This window comes from Longispora fulva (assembly GCF_015751905.1).
Lineage (GTDB): Bacteria > Actinomycetota > Actinomycetes > Mycobacteriales > Micromonosporaceae > Longispora > Longispora fulva.
The window spans coordinates 4,672,818-4,689,303 of record NZ_JADOUF010000001.1 but is presented as its reverse complement, the minus strand read 5'-3'; the positions used below and the strand labels follow the sequence as shown (position 1 = coordinate 4,689,303).

At 73.3% G+C, this 16,486-nt stretch carries 17 protein-coding genes; 12 read left to right on the top strand and 5 right to left on the bottom strand.

Going from position 1 to position 16,486, the window contains the following annotated elements; all coding sequences use genetic code 11:
- The first annotated feature begins 224 nt into the window (after nucleotides 1-224).
- On the top strand, nucleotides 225-1,415 hold the full coding sequence (gene lhgD, locus IW245_RS20840) for an L-2-hydroxyglutarate dehydrogenase (protein WP_197004850.1): 1,191 nt from the start codon (nucleotides 225-227) through the stop codon (nucleotides 1,413-1,415).
- Between the two features lie 201 nt (nucleotides 1,416-1,616).
- On the top strand, nucleotides 1,617-2,216 hold the full coding sequence (locus tag IW245_RS20835) for a hypothetical protein (RefSeq protein ID WP_197004849.1): 600 nt from the start codon (nucleotides 1,617-1,619) through the stop codon (nucleotides 2,214-2,216).
- Nucleotides 2,217-2,297: 81 nt separating this feature from the next.
- Here IW245_RS20835 and IW245_RS20830 read toward each other — a convergent pair whose 3' ends face one another.
- Nucleotides 2,298-2,963 carry an iron-dependent transcriptional repressor DtxR gene (locus IW245_RS20830; RefSeq protein WP_197004848.1) on the bottom strand — a complete coding sequence of 222 codons (666 nt, stop codon included), beginning with the start codon at nucleotides 2,961-2,963 and terminating at the stop codon, nucleotides 2,298-2,300.
- Between the two features lie 100 nt (nucleotides 2,964-3,063).
- On the opposite strand from IW245_RS20830, the gene IW245_RS20825 reads away from it, so the two are divergent.
- The 3 genes from IW245_RS20825 to IW245_RS20815 are packed head-to-tail and all read left to right on the top strand — an operon-like array spanning nucleotide 3,064 to nucleotide 7,637.
- Nucleotides 3,064-3,771 carry a sulfurtransferase gene (locus tag IW245_RS20825; RefSeq protein ID WP_197008612.1) on the top strand — a complete coding sequence of 236 codons (708 nt, stop codon included), beginning with the start codon at nucleotides 3,064-3,066 and terminating at the stop codon, nucleotides 3,769-3,771.
- Between the two features lie 4 nt (nucleotides 3,772-3,775).
- Nucleotides 3,776-4,942, top strand: a complete 1,167-nt coding sequence (locus IW245_RS20820; RefSeq protein ID WP_233473039.1) for an acetoin utilization protein AcuC — start codon at nucleotides 3,776-3,778, stop codon at nucleotides 4,940-4,942.
- A complete protein-coding gene (locus IW245_RS20815; protein WP_197004846.1) occupies nucleotides 4,929-7,637 on the top strand; it encodes a bifunctional acetate--CoA ligase family protein/GNAT family N-acetyltransferase in 2,709 nt (902 codons plus the stop codon). The genes IW245_RS20820 and IW245_RS20815 overlap by 14 nt, the downstream gene beginning before the upstream one ends.
- 128 nt (nucleotides 7,638-7,765) lie before the next feature.
- Here the strand turns inward: IW245_RS20815 and IW245_RS20810 are convergent, their stop codons facing one another.
- Complete coding sequence (locus IW245_RS20810; protein WP_372445202.1) at nucleotides 7,766-8,683, bottom strand: sigma-70 family RNA polymerase sigma factor; 918 nt, start codon at nucleotides 8,681-8,683, stop codon at nucleotides 7,766-7,768.
- Nucleotides 8,684-8,838: 155 nt separating this feature from the next.
- Between IW245_RS20810 and IW245_RS20805 the strand changes: the two genes are divergently transcribed.
- The 3 genes from IW245_RS20805 (at nucleotide 8,839) to IW245_RS20795 (ending at nucleotide 11,287) form a co-directional block, all read left to right on the top strand.
- Nucleotides 8,839-9,210, top strand: coding sequence for a BlaI/MecI/CopY family transcriptional regulator (locus tag IW245_RS20805; protein WP_197004845.1), 372 nt, complete (start codon nucleotides 8,839-8,841; stop codon nucleotides 9,208-9,210).
- Nucleotides 9,211-9,385: 175 nt separating this feature from the next.
- On the top strand, nucleotides 9,386-10,276 hold the full coding sequence (locus IW245_RS20800; protein WP_197004844.1) for a M56 family metallopeptidase: 891 nt from the start codon (nucleotides 9,386-9,388) through the stop codon (nucleotides 10,274-10,276).
- 129 nt (nucleotides 10,277-10,405) lie between these two features.
- Nucleotides 10,406-11,287 carry a GNAT family N-acetyltransferase gene (locus tag IW245_RS20795; RefSeq protein ID WP_197004843.1) on the top strand — a complete coding sequence of 294 codons (882 nt, stop codon included), beginning with the start codon at nucleotides 10,406-10,408 and terminating at the stop codon, nucleotides 11,285-11,287.
- A 9-nt stretch (nucleotides 11,288-11,296) separates the two neighbouring features.
- On the opposite strand, the gene IW245_RS20790 is transcribed toward IW245_RS20795, so the two are convergent.
- The gene (locus tag IW245_RS20790; protein ID WP_233473038.1) at nucleotides 11,297-12,766 is read right to left on the bottom strand and encodes a DUF7782 domain-containing protein; all 1,470 of its coding nucleotides are present in this window, start codon (nucleotides 12,764-12,766) and stop codon (nucleotides 11,297-11,299) included.
- Between the two features lie 112 nt (nucleotides 12,767-12,878).
- On the opposite strand from IW245_RS20790, the gene IW245_RS40855 reads away from it, so the two are divergent.
- From IW245_RS40855 to IW245_RS20775, 3 genes are all read left to right on the top strand, one after another.
- Nucleotides 12,879-13,241: a DUF3099 domain-containing protein gene (locus IW245_RS40855; RefSeq protein ID WP_233473037.1), complete on the top strand. Its 363-nt coding sequence runs from the start codon at nucleotides 12,879-12,881 to the stop codon at nucleotides 13,239-13,241.
- A gap of 39 nt (nucleotides 13,242-13,280) precedes the next feature.
- Nucleotides 13,281-13,676: a RidA family protein gene (locus IW245_RS20780; RefSeq protein WP_197004840.1), complete on the top strand. Its 396-nt coding sequence runs from the start codon at nucleotides 13,281-13,283 to the stop codon at nucleotides 13,674-13,676.
- Between the two features lie 143 nt (nucleotides 13,677-13,819).
- Entirely contained in the window at nucleotides 13,820-14,149 is a 330-nt protein-coding gene (locus tag IW245_RS20775) for a hypothetical protein (protein WP_197004839.1), read from the top strand.
- A 44-nt stretch (nucleotides 14,150-14,193) separates the two neighbouring features.
- Here the strand turns inward: IW245_RS20775 and IW245_RS20770 are convergent, their stop codons facing one another.
- Nucleotides 14,194-15,108, bottom strand: a complete 915-nt coding sequence (locus tag IW245_RS20770) for a carbohydrate kinase family protein (RefSeq protein ID WP_197004838.1) — start codon at nucleotides 15,106-15,108, stop codon at nucleotides 14,194-14,196.
- Nucleotides 15,105-16,019: a pseudouridine-5'-phosphate glycosidase gene (locus tag IW245_RS20765; protein WP_197004837.1), complete on the bottom strand. Its 915-nt coding sequence runs from the start codon at nucleotides 16,017-16,019 to the stop codon at nucleotides 15,105-15,107. The genes IW245_RS20770 and IW245_RS20765 overlap by 4 nt, the downstream gene beginning before the upstream one ends.
- A gap of 149 nt (nucleotides 16,020-16,168) precedes the next feature.
- On the opposite strand from IW245_RS20765, the gene IW245_RS20760 reads away from it, so the two are divergent.
- The gene (locus tag IW245_RS20760; protein ID WP_197004836.1) at nucleotides 16,169-16,468 is read left to right on the top strand and encodes a hypothetical protein; all 300 of its coding nucleotides are present in this window, start codon (nucleotides 16,169-16,171) and stop codon (nucleotides 16,466-16,468) included.
- The last annotated feature ends 18 nt before the right edge of the window (nucleotides 16,469-16,486 follow it).

Genomic DNA, 16,486 nt, shown 5'->3' with positions numbered 1-16,486 from the left:
TATGGCCCCCCGTCGGGCTCCCTTCGCCCAGGCGGGGTCGGTGGAAGCGTCGCTATTCGGGCACTGAGGGTGACTGGTGCCGGAGGTCGCCGACGCGTGCCGGGGGAGGGACCACCGTAACCGTGAAAGGGGGTTTCGCGGGTTGGACACATGGCGGTAACGACACCGTGCGGTCGGGAGAATACGATCGGCCACAGCCGATCCCGGCGGGCGGAGGAATGGATATGACCAGGTATGTAGTGATCGGCGGCGGGATCGTCGGTCTGGCCACGGCGCACCGGATCACCCAGGACCGCCCGGACGCCCAGGTCACGGTCATCGAGAAGGAGTCCGGCTGGGGCGCGCACCAGACCGGCCACAACAGCGGCGTCATCCACGCCGGCGTGTACTACAAGCCCGGCAGCCTCAAGGCCCGGTTCGCCCGTGCCGGAAGTGTCTCGATGGTCCGGTTCTGCGAGGAGAACGGCATCGCGCACGACGTGTGCGGCAAGCTGATCGTGGCCACGTCCGCCGACGAGCTGCCCCGCCTGGAGGCGCTGCACGAGCGTTCACTGGCCAACGAGCTGCCGGTCCGCCGGATCGACGCGGCGGAGGCGCGCGAGTACGAGCCGAACGTCGCCACCGTCGGCGCCCTGCACATCGCCTCCACCGGCATCGTCGACTACGGCCAGGTGTGCCTGAAGCTCGCCGAACTGCTGGACAAGGCCGGCGCGTCCCTGCGCACCGGCACCAAGGTCACCGGCCTGCGGCCCGACAGGGGCGGCGTGATCGTGGAGACCACGGCGGGGGAGTTCCCGGCGGACGTCCTGGTCAACTGCGCCGGCCTGCACGCCGACCGGATCGCCCGGCTGGGCGGCATCGACCCGCCGGCCCGGATCATCCCGTTCCGGGGTGAATACTATGAGTTGACGCCCGAGAAGCGCGACCTGGTCAAGGGCCTGATCTACCCGGTGCCCGACCCGCAGTTCCCGTTCCTGGGCGTGCACCTGACCAAGATGATCGACGGCGGCGTGCACGCCGGCCCCAACGCCGTCCTCGCGCTGGCCCGCGAAGGCTACTCCTGGGGCAAGGTCAACGTCCGCGACCTCGCCGGCACCCTCGCCTATCCGGGCCTGTGGCAGATCGCCCGCCGACACCTGCGCTACGGCATGACCGAGGTCCGCCGGTCCCTGTCGAAGGCCCGGTTCGCCGAGAGCCTGGCCCGACTCGTGCCGGCGATCACCGAGGCCGACCTGGTGAAGTCGTCGGCCGGGGTGCGTGCCCAGGCCGTCAAGCCCACCGGCGAGCTCGTCGACGACTTCCTGATCGTGGCGAAGGGCCCCCAGGTGCACGTCCTCAACGCCCCGTCCCCGGCCGCCACGGCGTCCCTGGAGATCGCCCGCCACATCGTTTCCACTCTGCCCGGGGCCCGCTGAGAGCGGCGGTGCGTGCGTTGCCGGCACGCCTGCATACAACGCCGGTATGCAGGCGCACCTCCGCCTTCGCCTCCCCGCTCTCAGCGGGCCAAGACGTTCGATCAAAGGCGAAGATCAATTTCGTTGGGGGGTTACGGGGTCGTAGTGACCGGTGTCCGGCGGCCCGCTCCGGGTAACCTGGTCGGCTGGAGGTGACTCAAGGTGAGTCTCAAGGTTCCCACGATCGCGGTGCTCGGCCTGCTGACCCTGGCCGGGTGTTCCGACGCCCCGAAGCAGACCCCGGTGTCCGCGGACCCGAGCAAGGTCGAGTCCGCCGCGCAGCCGCCCGTGGCCGCCCCCAGCCAGGTTCCGGCCTCGGCGGCCCAGCCGGCGGCGGCGGCCGGCGGCGCGTGCGAGCTCCTCGACTACGAGGTCGTCGCCCAGGCCCTCGGCGAGCGGTTCCAGGTCGCGGTCTCCGGAGGCATGGCCCCGGCGACGACGTGCGTGCTCAAGCAGGTCGACAGCCGCTTCCCCGACCTGACCCTCGCCGTCGCCCCGACGAAGGCCGACGCGAAGGTGTTCACCAGCACCGTCACCCCGAAGGGCGCCTCGGCGGTCGCAGGCCTCGGCAAGGCGGCGTACAGCCGCACCCTGCCGCCGGACGGCGCCGGCGGGAGCACGGTGGAGGTGGGCTGGCTGTCGGCGAACAACCGGATGCTCACCGTGCGGTACACGCTGCCGGCGGGTGGGGACGCCGCCGCGGCGGGGGCGTTGGCGCCGAAGTTGGCGGAGCTGGCGAAGAAGGTCGACGCCAAGAAGTGACCACGGCCGGGCCGGGGGTGGTCACCCCGGGCGATGGGAAAGGCCCCCGACGCTGAGCGCGGGGGCCTTTCACGAACTGGACTAGGAGACGAAGACCCGGCTCGCGATGTCCCGGGTCAGCTTCACCGTCGCGTCGCTGGACACCACGGTCACCCCCGACCGGTCCCCGCTCACCGTGACCGAGGCCCCGGGGTTGATCCCGGCGCTGTGCAGCTCCCGCAACGCCTCGCCGTCGACCTGCACGCTCTCGCAGATCCGCACGACGGTGACCGGCCCGACGAGGCCCGTGGAGGCCAGGTTGCGCTCGGTGGACGACACCTCGACGTCGCCGCCGAAGATCTCCAGGCCCGGGATCGGGTTGCCGTACGGCGAGCGGGTCGGGCGCTTGAGCAGGTCGTAGACCCGCTTCTCGACCGCGTCGCTCATCACGTGCTCCCAGCGGCACGCCTCTTCGTGCGCCTCCTCGTACGGCAGGCCGATCACGTCGACGAGCAGCAGCTCGGCGAGGCGGTGCTTGCGCATGACGGCGACGGCGTGCTCGCGCCCGGTCGCGGTCAGCTCGAGGTGCCGGTCGTCCTGCACGGTGACCAGGCCGTCGCGCTCCATCCGGGCCACGGTCTGGCTCACGGTGGGACCGCTCTGGTGCAGTCGCTCGGCGATCCGGGCCCGCAGCGCGGGGACGCCCTCCTCTTCGAGCTCGAGGATGGTGCGAAGGTACATCTCTGTGGTGTCAACCAGCTCATTCACGGCGTGCGCCCTCCCGTGGAGTAATGCTACCTGTCGGCTACGACAGACTTGAGGTGTGAGCCCACTGCTGAAGGCCGCCGAGCTGGCCGAATATTCCCCGATGACCATACTTGATGTCCGCTGGCGCCTCGTCGGCCAGCCTGGGCGGTCCGATTACCTCGCCGGCCACCTGCCGGGTGCGGTCTTCGTCGACCTCGACGCCGATCTTAGTGGCCGCCCGGGAACCGCCGGCCGGCATCCGTTGCCGGATCCGTCACACCTGCAGGAGGCGCTCCGGGCCGCCGGGGTTCGCCAGGATCGTCCCGTTCTGGTGTACGACGGCGGAGACGGTCTGGCCGCCGGCCGCGCCTGGTGGACCCTGCGCTGGGCCGGCCTGACCGAGGTGTACGTGCTCGACGGCGGGTTCGCCGCCTGGGACGGCACTGTGAGCACGGACACCCCCACCCCCGAGCGCGGTGACGTCGTGGTCACGCCCGGCTCGATGCCGACCGTGGACGCGGCGGGCGCGCTGGAGTTCGCCGGCCGGGGCCGGCTGTTCGACGTCCGGGCCGCCGAGCGGTTCCGGGGCGAGGTCGAGCCGATCGACCGCGTGGCCGGCCACATCCCGGGCGCCCGCAACCGTCCGATTCCCGACGGCCCCGACTACGGGTCGAAGGACGAACCCCTCGCGTTGTACTGCGGGAGCGGCGTCACCGCGGCGCAGGCGGCTTTGGCTGCGACGCTCGCGGGGTACACCCCCAGTGTCTATGTGGGTTCCTGGAGTGAATGGATCAGTGACCCCGACCGGCCGGTGGCTTTGGGAGAATGACCCTGTGACCGTATTGATCTGGAGCGACGGGCTGCGGGGCTACGACCTCGGCGAGCACCCCCTGGACCCGGTCCGGCTGGAGCTGACCATGGCCCTCGCCGACGAGTTGGGCGTGTTGCGCGGGCTGACCGTGCGCGCGCCCCGCCCGGCCGACGAGGCGACCCTGCGCCGGGTGCACAGCCCCGAATACCTCGCGGCGGTGCGCCGGGCCCCCGACGAGCTGGTGTTCCACGGCTACGGCCTGGGCACGGCCGACACCCCGTGCTTCGACGACATGTACGCGGCCAGCGCCCTGGTCGCCGGCGCCACCACCCAGGCGGCCGAGGCGGTGTGGTCGGCGGAGACGAAGCGCGCGGTGAGCATCGCCGGCGGGCTACACCACGCGTTCGCGGCCTCGGCTGCCGGGTTCTGCGTGTTCAACGACCCGGCCGTCGCCATCGCCCGGCTGCTCGACCTGGGCGCGGAGCGGGTGGCGTACGTGGACATCGACGTGCACCACGGCGACGGCGTGCAGTCCATCTTCTACGACGATCCCCGGGTGCTCACGGTGAGCCTGCACGAGACGGGGTACGCGCTGTTCCCCGGCACCGGGTTCGCCGCCGAGACCGGCGGGCCGGGCGCGGAGGGCTCGGCGGTCAACGTGGCGCTGCCGCCGGGTACCGACGACGCGGCCTGGCTGCGCGCCTTCCACGCCGTGGTGCCCGGGGTGCTCCGGGCGTTCAAGCCGCAGATCCTGATCACCCAGTGCGGGGCCGACACCCACCTGCTCGACCCCCTCGCCGACCTGCGGCTCACGGTCGACGGCCAGCGCGCGGCGTACGTCGCGCTGCGTGGGCTGGCCGACGAGCTGTGCGACGGGCGCTGGGTGGCGACCGGCGGCGGGGGCTACTCGCTGTCCTCGGCCGTGCCCCGCGCGTGGACCCACCTGCTCGCGGTCGCCTCGGGGCAGGAACTCGATCCCCTGACGCCGATCCCGGCCCGGTGGAAGAAGCTCGCCCACCAGCGCCGGCCGCACGACGACCTGCCGCTGCGGATGACCGACGACGGGACGGGCCGCTACACCCCGTGGCAGCCGGGGCTCGAACCCGACTCCCTGGACCGGGCGATCATGGCCACCCGCCGGGCCGTGTACCCGCTGCACGGTTTGGATCCGCTGGATGTCCGGGACTGAGCGGTCGGCCCCGGCCCCGCCATGGGTCGACGCCGCCGACCCGGGCCGACCCGACGGGGCGACGGATCCGGCCGAGCCGGGGGACGCGGACCCGGCCGGGCGGCACTATCCGGCGCACCGGGCCGCCGACGTGCTCCTCGCCGACGGCGGCACGGTGCACCTGCGCCCGATCCGACCATCCGACGGCCCTGAGCTGCGGAATTTCCACTCCCGACTCTCGCAGCGCACCCGCTACTACCGCTACTTCTCGGCATATCCGAGGATCCCGGACCGCGACCTGGCCCGCTTCACCACTGTGGACCACCACGCCAGGGAGGCGCTGGTCGCCGAGCTGGGCGAGGACCTGATCGCCGTCGGCCGCTACGACCGGCTCCCCCCGGCCGGCGCGTCCGACGCCGCCGGCCCGGCCGATGGCTCGGTGGACGGTGAGGTCAAGGCCCGGGCCGAGGTCGCCTTCGTCGTCGAGGACGCCCACCAGAGCCGCGGCATCGGCTCCATCCTGCTCGAACACCTGGCCGCCGCCGCCCGCGAGGAGGGCATCGAGGAGTTCGTCGCCGAGGTGCTGCCCGAGAACGGCGGCATGCTCCGGGTCTTCTCCGACGCCGGGTACTCCGTCGACCGCTCCTACGCCGACGGCGTGGTGCACCTCGTGTTCGACAACGCGCCCACCGAGAAGTCGATCCGGATCGCCCGGGCCCGCGAGGCGCGCACCGAGGCCGCGTCGATCTCCCGACTGCTCACCCCGCGCGGGGTGGCCGTGTTCGGGGCGTCCACCCGGGTGCCGGGCATCGGGCACACGCTGCTGAAGAGCCTGCGCACCGGCGGGTACACCGGCGCGATCTATCCCGTGCACCCCCGGGCGCGCACGGTCCAGGGCCTGCCGGCGTTCCGGTCGGTCCGCGACGTGCCCGGCCCGGTCGACCTGGCGATCGTCGCCGTGCCGGCCTCGGGGGTGCCAGGGATCGTCGAGGACTGCGCGGCGGTCGGCGTGCACGGCCTGGTCATCGTCTCCAGCGGCTTCGCGGAGACCGGCGCCCCCGAGGGGGTCGAGGCCCAGCTGGAGATCGTCCGCGAGGCCCGGCTGCGCGGCATGCGGATCATCGGCCCGAACTGCCTGGGCATCGCCAACACCGACCCGGACGTCCGGCTCAACGCCACCCTCGCGCCCCGGCTGCCCGAGCCGGGCAGGGTCGGCTTCTTCTGCCAGTCCGGGGCGCTCGGGGTGGCCCTGCTGGCCGAGGCCGGCCGGCGGGGGCTCGGCCTGTCGAGTTTCGTGTCCGCCGGCAACCGCGCGGACGTGTCCGGCAACGACCTCCTGCAGTACTGGCACGCGGACGGGCACACCGACGTCGTCCTGCTCTACCTGGAGACCTTCGGCAACCCGCGCAAGTTCGCCCGGCTGGCCCGAGGCATCGGCCGGGACAAGCCGATCATCGCGGTCGCCAGACCGCAGCTTGCGGCAGAGCGGTGGCGGCACGAGGTCTCCGGCCCGAACGAGCGCGGCGTCGAGGCGCTGTTCGCCCAGTCGGGGGTGCTGCGGGTCGACACCGTCGCCGAGCTGTTCGACACCGGGCTGCTGCTGGCCCGCCAGCCGCTGCCGGCCGGCGACCGGATCGCGATCGTCGGCAACACCGCCGCCCTGGGCCTGGTCGCCGCCCAGGCCGCGGAGTCCGCCGACCTGCGGGTCGTGGCCGGCTACCCGCTGGAGGTCGACGTCGGGGCCCCCGGCCCCCAGCTGGCCGCGGCCCTGCGCGCCGCGAACGCCGACCCGGCCGTCGACGCCGTGGTCGCCGTGTTCGTGCCACCCCTGGTGGGCTCCGCCGCCGGGTACGCCGACGTGCTCGTCGAAGGGGCCGGCGACAAGCCGATCGTGGCGGCGTTCGTGGCTGAGGGCGTCCTGGAGAAGCACGCCGAGGGCACCGTCCCGCACTACCACTCGGTGGAGGCGGCCGTGGCGGCCCTCGGCCGGGTCTCCCGGTACGCCGCGTGGCGCCGCACCCCCGCCGAGCTGCCCGAACAGCCGGCCGGGCCCGTGGTGGCCGTCGAGTCGGGGGAGCTGCTGTCCGCGTACGCCATCAGGGTCCTGCCGGCCAGAACGGCCCGGGGCGGCGCCGGCACCCTGGCCGCGGCCTCCGAGCTGGGCTATCCGGTCGCGGTGAAGATCGCGTCCGCCGAACTGCGGCACCGCCTGGACCTGGGCGCCGTCCGGCTCAACCTGGCCACCCCGGCCGAGGTGTCCCGCGCCGTCGCCGAACTGGCCGAACGCTTCGGCCCCGCCGAGCCGCTCCTGGTGCAGCCGATGGCGGCGCCCGGCATCGCGTGCGTCGTGGAGGTGGTCGAGGACCCGTCCTTCGGCCCGATCGTCGGCTTCGGCCTCGCCGGCCTGCACACCGAACTCCTCGGCGACCGGGCCTGGCGCGCGGCACCCCTGACCAGGGTCGACGCCGCCGAACTCCTCCGCGCGCCCCTGGCGGCCCCGCTGCTCTTCGGCCACGGCGGCGGCCCGGTCGTGGACATCGAGGCCCTCACGGACCTCCTGGTCCGGGTCGGCCAGCTGGCGGACGCGACCCCGGCCCTGCACCGGCTCGAACTCAACCCGGTGATCGTCGGCGGCTCGGGCGTGGTGGCGCTGCACGCCATCGTGGAACTCGGCACCCCGGAACCCCGCTCGGACACCGGCCCGCGCCGAATGTGATCTTGCCCTTGATCTGAGGCGAAGTGGCCCGCTGAGGGCGGGGCTGGCAAGCAGCGTGCGGAGCCGCTAGGGCAGCGCCCTGCGGATTCGTGCGCTGTGCGGCCAGCGTCGTCCTCAGCGGGTCCTCCCTACGCGTAGCTCAGAAGTCTTTCTGAGCGTTCCGGCTGGCGGAGCTTCTTCAGCGTCTCCTGCTCGATCTGCCGGATCCGCTCCCGGGACAGCCCGAACTCCTTGCCGACCTCCTCCAGGGTGCGCTGCCGGCCGTCGTCGAGGCCGTAGCGCAGCCGGATCACGGCCTGCTCGCGCTGGGACAGCGTGGACAGCACCATGCCCATCTCGCTGCGCAGCTCCGACGCGGCGGCGGCCTCGCCGACCTCGGTGGTCGGCACCGCGACCTGCAACAGGTCGCCCAGGCAGCTGTCGCCGTCCTCCCCGACCGGGGTGTCCAGGCTGATCGGCTCCCGGTTGTAGGACAGCAGCTCGAGCACGTTGTGCGTCTCGACCTCCAGCAGAGCGGCGATCTCCATGACGCTCGGCTCGCGGCCCAGCTCGACGGTCAGCGCGCGCTGCGCCCGGGTCAGCTTGGCCAGCTGCTCGACCATGTGCATTGGGATCCGGATCGTGCGGCCCTGGTCGGACAGCGCGCGGCTGAGCGCCTGGCGGATCCACCAGGTGGCGTAGGTGGAGAACTTGTAGCCCTTGGCGTAGTCGAACTTCTCCACGGCCCGGATCAGGCCGATGTTGCCCTCCTGGATCAGGTCCAACAGAGCCAGACCCTTTCCGGTGTACCGCTTCGCGATGCTCACCACCAGCCGCAGGTTGGCCTCGAGCATCCGGTTCTTCGCGCGCTGGCCCTCGTTGCGGATCACGACGAGGTCGAAGTCGTCGGAACCCTGGCTGAGCTTCTCGTCGGCGAACAGGCCGGCCTCGATGCTCTTGGCGAGCGTGACCTCGTCCTCGGCGGTGAGCAGTGGGATCTTGCCGATGCCGTTCAGGTAAGCCCGGACCAGATCGCTGGTGATACCGGACTCCTGCGTCTCCAACACCTTGCTCGTCTCCCCGTGTCCGTTTCAACGTATGCGGCTAAGAGTGGACTGCCGAGCGTTAAACGGAGGTAAGGCGGTGGGGAGGTGGCACGAAGTGGGGATCTTTTCTACCGGTTGTAGAATCGCCGCGACGTCTTCGGAAGGAGTGCCAGCCCATGGCCCGGCTCGGTGAACTGGAGCACGCCGTCATGGAGGTGCTGTGGTCGGCCGGCGCGCCCTGTACGGCCAGGGACATCCTCGACGCCCTCCCCGACCGGGGGCTCGCCGCCACGACCGTGCTCACGGTGCTGTCCCGGCTCGAGCGCAAGCAGCTCGTCGGGCGGGACCGGGACGGCCGGGCGCACCGGTACCGGCCGGTCGCCGGGCGTGAGGACCACATCGCGGCCCTGATGCGCGAGGCGCTCGACGGGGCCGCCGACCGGGGCGCGGCCCTGGCCCGGTTCGCCGACCAGGTGGACGACGCCGACGTCGAGGCGCTGGCCGACGCGCTCCGCGAGGCGGTGCGCCGCCGCCAGGCCCTGGCATGACGCCCACCGTGTCGGCCCCGACCGCCCCGGGAAGCCGGGCGGCCGGCCCTGTGCGGAGCCCCATCGGAACGTGGCCCGGCCGTCCCGTGCTCGGCGGCCCCGGAAGCCGGGCCGACCCGCCTGTGGCCCACCGCTTCCGGCCGGGTGGCGCTCCCGCTCGGACGGGCCGACTCCGGTGACGGCCCTGGCGCTGGCCGTCCTGGCCGTGGTGCTCCTCTGGCCGGCCCCGCTCCTGCTGTCCCGAGCCCGCTGGACCTTTCGCGAACCCCGCGCGGCCCTCGTCCTCTGGCAGGCCGTCGGGCTGGCCGCCGGCCTGGCCCTGATCGGCGCGGCGGTCGCCGTCGCGCTCGCCCCGCTGGGCGGCGGCCTGCTCGACGGGCTCGCGGCCCTGGTCCGGGGCACCGGCCGGCTGCCGGCGGCGCACACCGCGCTGTTCTTGGTCGCGCTGGGCCTGCTGACCTGGCTGGCCGGCGTCCTCGTGCACCGGTTTCTCGTCACCCTGTGGGTCCGCCGCCGACACCGCGAACTCCTCGACCTCGTCGCCGACCCGTGGCCGGGCCAGGCCGGCGGCCGGGTCCTCGCCCACCCGAACGCCGTCGCGTACTGCCTCCCCGGCGCGGACTCCCGGGTCGTCCTCAGCTCCGGGGCGCTCGACCTGCTCGACGCCGAGGAACTCGCGGCCGTCGTGGCCCACGAGCGGGCCCACCTCGCCGAGCGCCACGACCTCGTCGTCCTGCCGTTCGCCGCCTGGCGCACGGCGCTGCCGGGCCTGCCAGGGGTGCGCCACGCCCGGCCGGCCGTCGCCACCCTCGTGGAGATGCTCGCCGACGACCGGGCGTGCGCGGTGTGCGACCGCGCGGCGCTGGCGACGGCCCTGGCCAGGGTCGGCACGGCGTCCGCCCCGGACGGCGCCCTGGCGGCGACGGGCGGGGCGACCGTGCAGCGTGTCCACCGCCTCCTGGCCCCGCCGTCCCCGTCCCGGGTGATCCGGCTGGCCTGCTACACGGCCGCCGCGGCTCTCCTGACGATCCCGACCGCTGCCCTCCTGGCGGGCTGGTCGGGCTGACCCCGCCGCACGCGGCCACCCGCTCCTCCCGGCCCGTCCCACGGCCTGGCCCCGCCGCTCCCGGCCCCTCCTGCGGCGCGGCCCCCGAATTCGGTGGACGTGCCTTCCGTCCCGGGTGACGATCGGCGGATGACTGACCTCAGCTGGCGCCCGGCGACCCTCGACGACGCCGAGGCCGTGGCGGCGCTCCGGACCACGATCCACCACCGGACGGGGGCCGGCTGGCCGGTCGACGTCGACGGCGTCCGGCACGAGTGGAACACGATGGTCCCGGTGGGGGAGACCCTGCTGGCCGTGGAGGGCGACACGCTCCTGGCCTGGGGGTACGCCTGGGCCCGGCACGGACGCCACTTCCTCGGCGGCGGCGTGCACCCCGACCGGTGGGGCGAGGGCCTCGGCCGGCACCTGCTCGCCTGGCAGCTGGGCCAGGTCCCAGCGGGTGACATGGCGGACACCCGGGTGGACTCGCGCGACCAGCGGACGATCCGGCTGTTGTCCCGGCTCGGGTTGGCCCCGCTGCGCGAGTACCTGGAACTGTCGCGTCCCACGTCGCTGTCGGTGGCTCCCACCACGGTGGAGGGCCTGCGGATCGAGACGTTCCGGCCGGAGTTCGGGCACGGGCTGTGGGCTGCGCACCACGACGCGTTCGCGGAACACTACGGCTTCACCCCGACCCCGGAAGCCGAGTGGCTGCCGGCCCGGACCGGTCACCCCGACTTCCGGCCCGAATGGTCGTTCCTGGCCTTCGACGGGGACACGGTCGTCGGTTACGCGGTCGCGTTCGGCCCGAAGGCCGTGCACATCGGCGTCCTCGGCACCCGGGGTCCGTGGCGTGGCCGTGGCGTGGCCGGGGCCCTCCTGGAGAACGCCGCCCGGGCGGGCGCGGTCGCCGGCGTCGACGAGGTCAACCTGGACGTGGACAGCGAGAACGGCACGGGAGCCGTCGCGGTCTACCTCCGCAACGGCTTCACCGAGAGGTCCCGCACGATCTCCTACGGCCGCACGGCCTGACATCCGGCCCTAGTCGCGCACCGGATCCAGGAACCCGCGTTCCACGAGGTGCGCGACCACCGGCAGCGCGATCTCGGTCAACGCCTCCTCGTCCAGCCCGTAAGCGACCGCGAGCAGCCCCAACTGGTCCCCCAGCGTGACGCCCCCGGACGACGACGCCACCAGTGCTGCGGTGGCCTCGTCGATGTCCTCGGTCCAGTGCATGCCCCGGGTCTGCTCCAACCGACGCGACACGCTCTCCCACCCGTCGTCCCCCAGCTCGGACCCGGTGTGCAGCCGCAGGCCCCCGGCGGCGACGAACCGGCCGGCGAGCAGGTCGGACGACGCGGACGTGCGCAGATAGTCCTGCCGGGTGAACCAGTCCGCGATCCGGGCGCCCATCGGCTGCTCGATCTGCTGGTGGACGTCCTCCATGCGTACCCGGGGAAAACCGCCGGCGGAGCGCCGGCGCAGGGTGATCAGGCCGAAGCCGACGGCCTCGATCCGCTGCTCGTCGAACCAGTCGAGCCACGCGGCGGCCCGCTGCGCGTCGAACTGGTCCCCGGAGTCGCGCAGCCACAGCTGGACGTAGGACACCGGGTCCTGGATCTCGCGCTGGATGACCCAGCCGTCCACGTTGGTCCCGGCGAGCCAGGAACCGACCCGGTCCTGCCAGGGCTCGCCCTCGACGTGCGCCCAGTTGGCGAGGAACTGCAGGTGGCCGCCCTCGGTGAGCAGTTCCTCCGCGCGGCCGGCCAGCTCGGCGCAGATCCCGTCGGCGGCCCGGCCGGAGTCACGGTAGATGTGCGAGCCCTGCCCGGGGCCGATCACGAACGGCGGGTTGCTGACCACGAGGTCGAACCGCCGGCCGGACACCGGCTTGGTCATGTCGCCGTGCAGGAGTTCCCAGTCCAGTCCGTTGAGGGCGGCCGTGGTGGCGGCGAACCGCAGGGCCCGCTCGGACAGGTCGGTGCCGGTCACCTGGCGCGCGTGCCGGGACAGGTGCAGGGCCTGCACCCCGCAGCCGGTACCGAGATCCAGCGCCGTCTCCACCGGCGCGCGCAGGGTCGCGAGCGCGAGGGTGTTGGACGCCCCGCCGACGCCCAGCACGTGGTCGGCGCGCAGCGGGGCCCCGGGCCGGAGCAGTTCGGGGGCGTCGGCGACGAGCCACCAGCCCTCGTACGGGTGCAGGTCTACCCCGGCGCGCAGCCCGCCGGGCACGGGCTCGAGCAGCCCGCCGTCGACGCAGTCCTCGACGGGCAGCGCGGCGGCGACCGTGGCGTGCGGGACGGTCTGGCCGCAGACGTACAACCGGATCAGGGTGTCCAGGGGCGAGTCGCCGAGCAGCCGCAGGGCCGGCCGGAAGTCGTTGCGGGCGAGCGCGTCCTCGGCCTCCGGGCCGAGCCGGGCCTCGACGCCCGCGCGGGTGTAGTCGGCGGCGGTGAGGGCCTCGCGGAGTCGGGCGATGCCGGCGGGTTCCAGAAGCGGAGTGATCTGCACGTGGTCATCCTCCCGCATCGCCCGGCGCCCGGCCCCGCGATGCGCCCTTTACTATAAACGTAGTAGTGCCGGTGCCCCCGAGAGAGCCGGTCGGCAGGACTACGCTGGAGGGGTGAAAAGCCGAGCGGTCCTCATCACCGATGCCGAGCGGAGCCAGGCCGACCAGTTGCGCAGCCGGCAGATCCGCTACGCGTCGATGATGGGCCTGCGGATCGTCTGCCTCGTGCTGGCGACCGTCCTCGTGATGAACGAGGCCCCGCTGCTCTGGCTCTGGCTGCCGCTGTGCCTCGCCGGCATGGTGCTGCTGCCGTGGATGGCGGTCCTGATCGCCAACGACCGCCCGCCGAAGAAGGAACACACCCTGCGGGGCAAGCTGGCCCAGCGGCACGCCGCGCACGAGGCGCTGGCCCCGACCTCGACCACCGAGGTGACGGCGATCCCCGAGGGCGGCCGGATCGTCGACCAGGACGAGTAGGCCCCGTCGGGTGGACCCGGGTGGGCGATCATGGTCACCATGACCCGACTCAGCCACGTCTCCCCGCCCGGCATCGCCCCCGGCAACGGCTACAGCCACGTCGTCACCGCCACCGGCCGCCTGGTGGTGATATCCGGCCAGATCGCGCTGGACGAGCACGGCGCCCTGGTCGGCGGCGCCGATCCGGCGGCGCAGGCCCGCCAGGTGTTCGAGAACCTCCAGCGTTGCCTGGCCGCGGCCGGGGCGGGGTTCGCCGACGTCGCGAAACTCACCTACTTCCTGACCGATGTCGGGTTCCTCCCGGCGGTGCGGGTGGTCCGGGACGAGTTCCTCGGCGCCGGCCCGCGACCGGCCAGCTCGCTGGTCCAGGTGGTGGCGCTGGCCCGGCCGGATCTGCTGATCGAGGTCGAGGCGCTGGCGGTCCTGCCGGGATAGCGGCACCTCAACCTGGGATTTCTCTGGGATTTCGCTGTGAGAAGCATCTGTCTTCTGTGGACTGAATCCGGCCCCTCGCCGCCGCATACTGGGCGCGGGTCGGATCGACCGGCCCTGGATCTCTCTCCACCATGGAGGAAACTGTGCGCAAGTCCTCTGTCGCCCTCGCGGGTGTAGCCATGGCCGTCATCGCCGGATCGTTCGTCGCCGCCGCGCCGGCCCAGGCGGCCGGTCCCTACTACCTGACCTGCGAGTCGTGGTCCAGCACCGTCTGGTGCGAGGACACCGGCCCCCGGACCACCATCACGTGGAAGCTGAACGGCAACGCTGTGCCGTCCTGGAACAATCTGACCTCGGTCCGGTCGTCGTGCCGGCCGGGGGATCGCATGGCGTTCGCCGCCACCAGGGTGTACCCGGGCGGGACCACCACCGACACCCACTCCATCACCTGCACCAACCTGCCGCCGCGCTGACCCGCTGACGGCGCGTGCCCGGTGCCCCAACCATCGGGCACGCGCTACCGGGGCCGGGCCCCGACCGTGGTCACGGCCCGCGCGCCCAGCGCGGCCCCGGCCGCCAGCGACTCCGCCGGCGTCCCCCCGGACAGCCACGCCGCCAGCAACCCGGCCGCGAACGCGTCCCCGGCCCCCGTCGGGTCGACGGCCACCACCGGCTCACCGGGCGCCCGGACCACGCCCGGCCCGGCCCACACCGCCCCGTCGGCGCCGAGCTTGACCACGGCGTGCGTCGCGTACCCGGCGAGCCGGCGGGCCAGCTCCTCCGGGCCGGGCCGGGCGGCCAGCTCGGCCAACTCGCGCGGCTCCACCTCGGACGACACCCCCGGCGTGGTCCCCACCAGCGCGTACGCCTCGTCGAGGTTGGCCAGGAGCACGTCGGTCCCGCGTACCCAGTCGAGGAATCTGTCGGGTCCCAGAAGCCGCAACGGCCCCGCCGACCCGGCGTCCACGCTGGTCGTCGCGCCGATCTCGCGGGCCCTGGTCAGCGCGTGCCGGCCGGCGGCGGCGGTCCTCGGGTCGAAGAGGACGTAGCCCGACAGGTGCAGGTGCCGCGCGCCCGGCAGCGCCGCGTCGATGTCGGCGGCGGTGAGCAGCGCGTTGGCCCCCCGGTCGGTGACCATGCTCCGCTCGTCCGGGGTGGACAGCACGATTACGGTCCCGGTCGGGGCCCCGGTCGCGAACCGGACCGCGGTGCGGCAGGTCAGCTCGCCGACCCGGGCCCGGCCGGCCGCGTCGTCCCCGACGACCGCGACCAGGGTGGTGTCCGTGAGCCGGGACAGCCAGCAGGCCGTGTTGGCCGCCGATCCGCCCCCGGTCTCCCGGATGGCCGCGGCGGTGTCCGAGCCGGTGGTCAGTGGACCGCCGAGGGAGGCCAGCACGTCGGTGACCAGGTCACCGACGACCACGACGGTCATTTTCCGGCCGCGACGGCGATCTGCGCGGCGAGTTCGGAGTTGCGCAGGATGATCCGGATGTTCACGTCCAGGCTCGCGCCGAGGGTGTGCTCGTGGAAGTAGGCCAGCAGGAACGGGGTCACGCCCTTGCCGGACACCCCGTGCAGCTTCATCTCGTGCAGCGCCTCGGTGAGCACCTGGTCGTGCAGCGCGGGGTCGAGCTGCTCGGACAGCGGCAGCGGATTGGCCACCACGAGCGCGCTCTGACTGGCCCGGTGCCCCCTGCGGGCGTGGATCGCGCGCGCCACCTGCTCGGGACTGTCCACCGACCAGTCCAACGGGAAGCCCGAGTCGGACAGGTAGAACCCGGGGAACTTGCGGGTCCGGTAGCCGACGACCCCGACCCCGAGGGTCTCCAGCCGCTCCAGCGTCGCGCCGACGTCCAGGATCGACTTCACCCCGGCCGACACCACACAGATGGGGGTACGCGCGAGCGTCACCAGGTCCGCCGACTCGTCGAAACTCTCACTGGCCAGCCGGTGCACCCCGCCGAGCCCGCCGGTCGCGAACACCTCGATCCCGGCGGCGGCCGCCACAGCGCTCGTACTCGCCACGGTCGTCGCCCCGTTTGCCCCGGTCGCGGCGGCGATCGCCAGGTCGCGCACCGACAGCTTCACCACGTCGTCGCTGGTCGCCAGGCGGGTCAGCTGCGCGTCGTCCAGGCCCACGATCAGCTCGCCGTCGACCATGCCGATCGTGGCCGGCACCGCGCCCTGGGCGCGCACCGTGTCCTCGATCTCGCGGGCGATCCGCAGGTTGTCGGGACGGGGGAGGCCGTGGGAGATGATGGTGCTCTCCAGGGCCACGATGGGCGCGCCGGAACGCCGCGCGGCGTCCACCTCAGGTCCGTACCGAATCTCGAAGCCGTTCACGCCGTGAGCCTAATCCCGCCCACCGGCCCCGCGTCCGGACTCCCTCAGGTCGGTGTCCATGATCACGGCATGGCCTGCGGTCCCACGGGGACACCGCCGCGTGGATCGCGCGCCGGATCGCCCTGGTCTCGCTGATCCCGCTGGCTCTGATGGCGATCGGGCTAGTGACGTTCGCGCCGGACGAGGAGACCGTGGCGGTGTCGCCGTCGGGGGACCACGAGGTGGTCGTCGTCGACGCGGGAGGGCGCCGCGCCTTCGTCCTGCGCACCCGCGACGGCGTGTTGAGTCGGCAGGCCGCGCACCCGTTGTTCTGTTTCTCCAGCTCCGGTGGGGATTTCGTCCGCTTCATCGACGACCACACGGTCGAGGTCCAGTCTCTTCCGGACTCTGAACCCGCCAGCAGGGTGAGCTTCGTCGGGCTCGACGTCCCGCCGTCAGGCTGCGACTGATCGTCGGTAGCCCTTGAC

What these genes read in the sequence shown, in the direction of transcription:
- lhgD (WP_197004850.1), top strand. Translation starts at nt 225, where the DNA reads ATGACCAGGTATGTAGTGATCGGCGGCGGGATCGTCGGTCTGGCCACG.
- IW245_RS20825 (WP_197008612.1), top strand. Translation starts at nt 3,064, where the DNA reads ATGACCATACTTGATGTCCGCTGGCGCCTCGTCGGCCAGCCTGGGCGG.
- IW245_RS20815 (WP_197004846.1), top strand. Translation starts at nt 4,929, where the DNA reads ATGTCCGGGACTGAGCGGTCGGCCCCGGCCCCGCCATGGGTCGACGCC.
- IW245_RS20805 (WP_197004845.1), top strand. Translation starts at nt 8,839, where the DNA reads ATGGCCCGGCTCGGTGAACTGGAGCACGCCGTCATGGAGGTGCTGTGG.
- IW245_RS20770 (WP_197004838.1), bottom strand. Translation starts at nt 15,108, where the DNA reads ATGACCGTCGTGGTCGTCGGTGACCTGGTCACCGACGTGCTGGCCTCC.
- IW245_RS20795 (WP_197004843.1), top strand. Translation starts at nt 10,406, where the DNA reads ATGACTGACCTCAGCTGGCGCCCGGCGACCCTCGACGACGCCGAGGCC.
- IW245_RS20760 (WP_197004836.1), top strand. Translation starts at nt 16,169, where the DNA reads ATGGCGATCGGGCTAGTGACGTTCGCGCCGGACGAGGAGACCGTGGCG.
- IW245_RS20780 (WP_197004840.1), top strand. Translation starts at nt 13,281, where the DNA reads ATGACCCGACTCAGCCACGTCTCCCCGCCCGGCATCGCCCCCGGCAAC.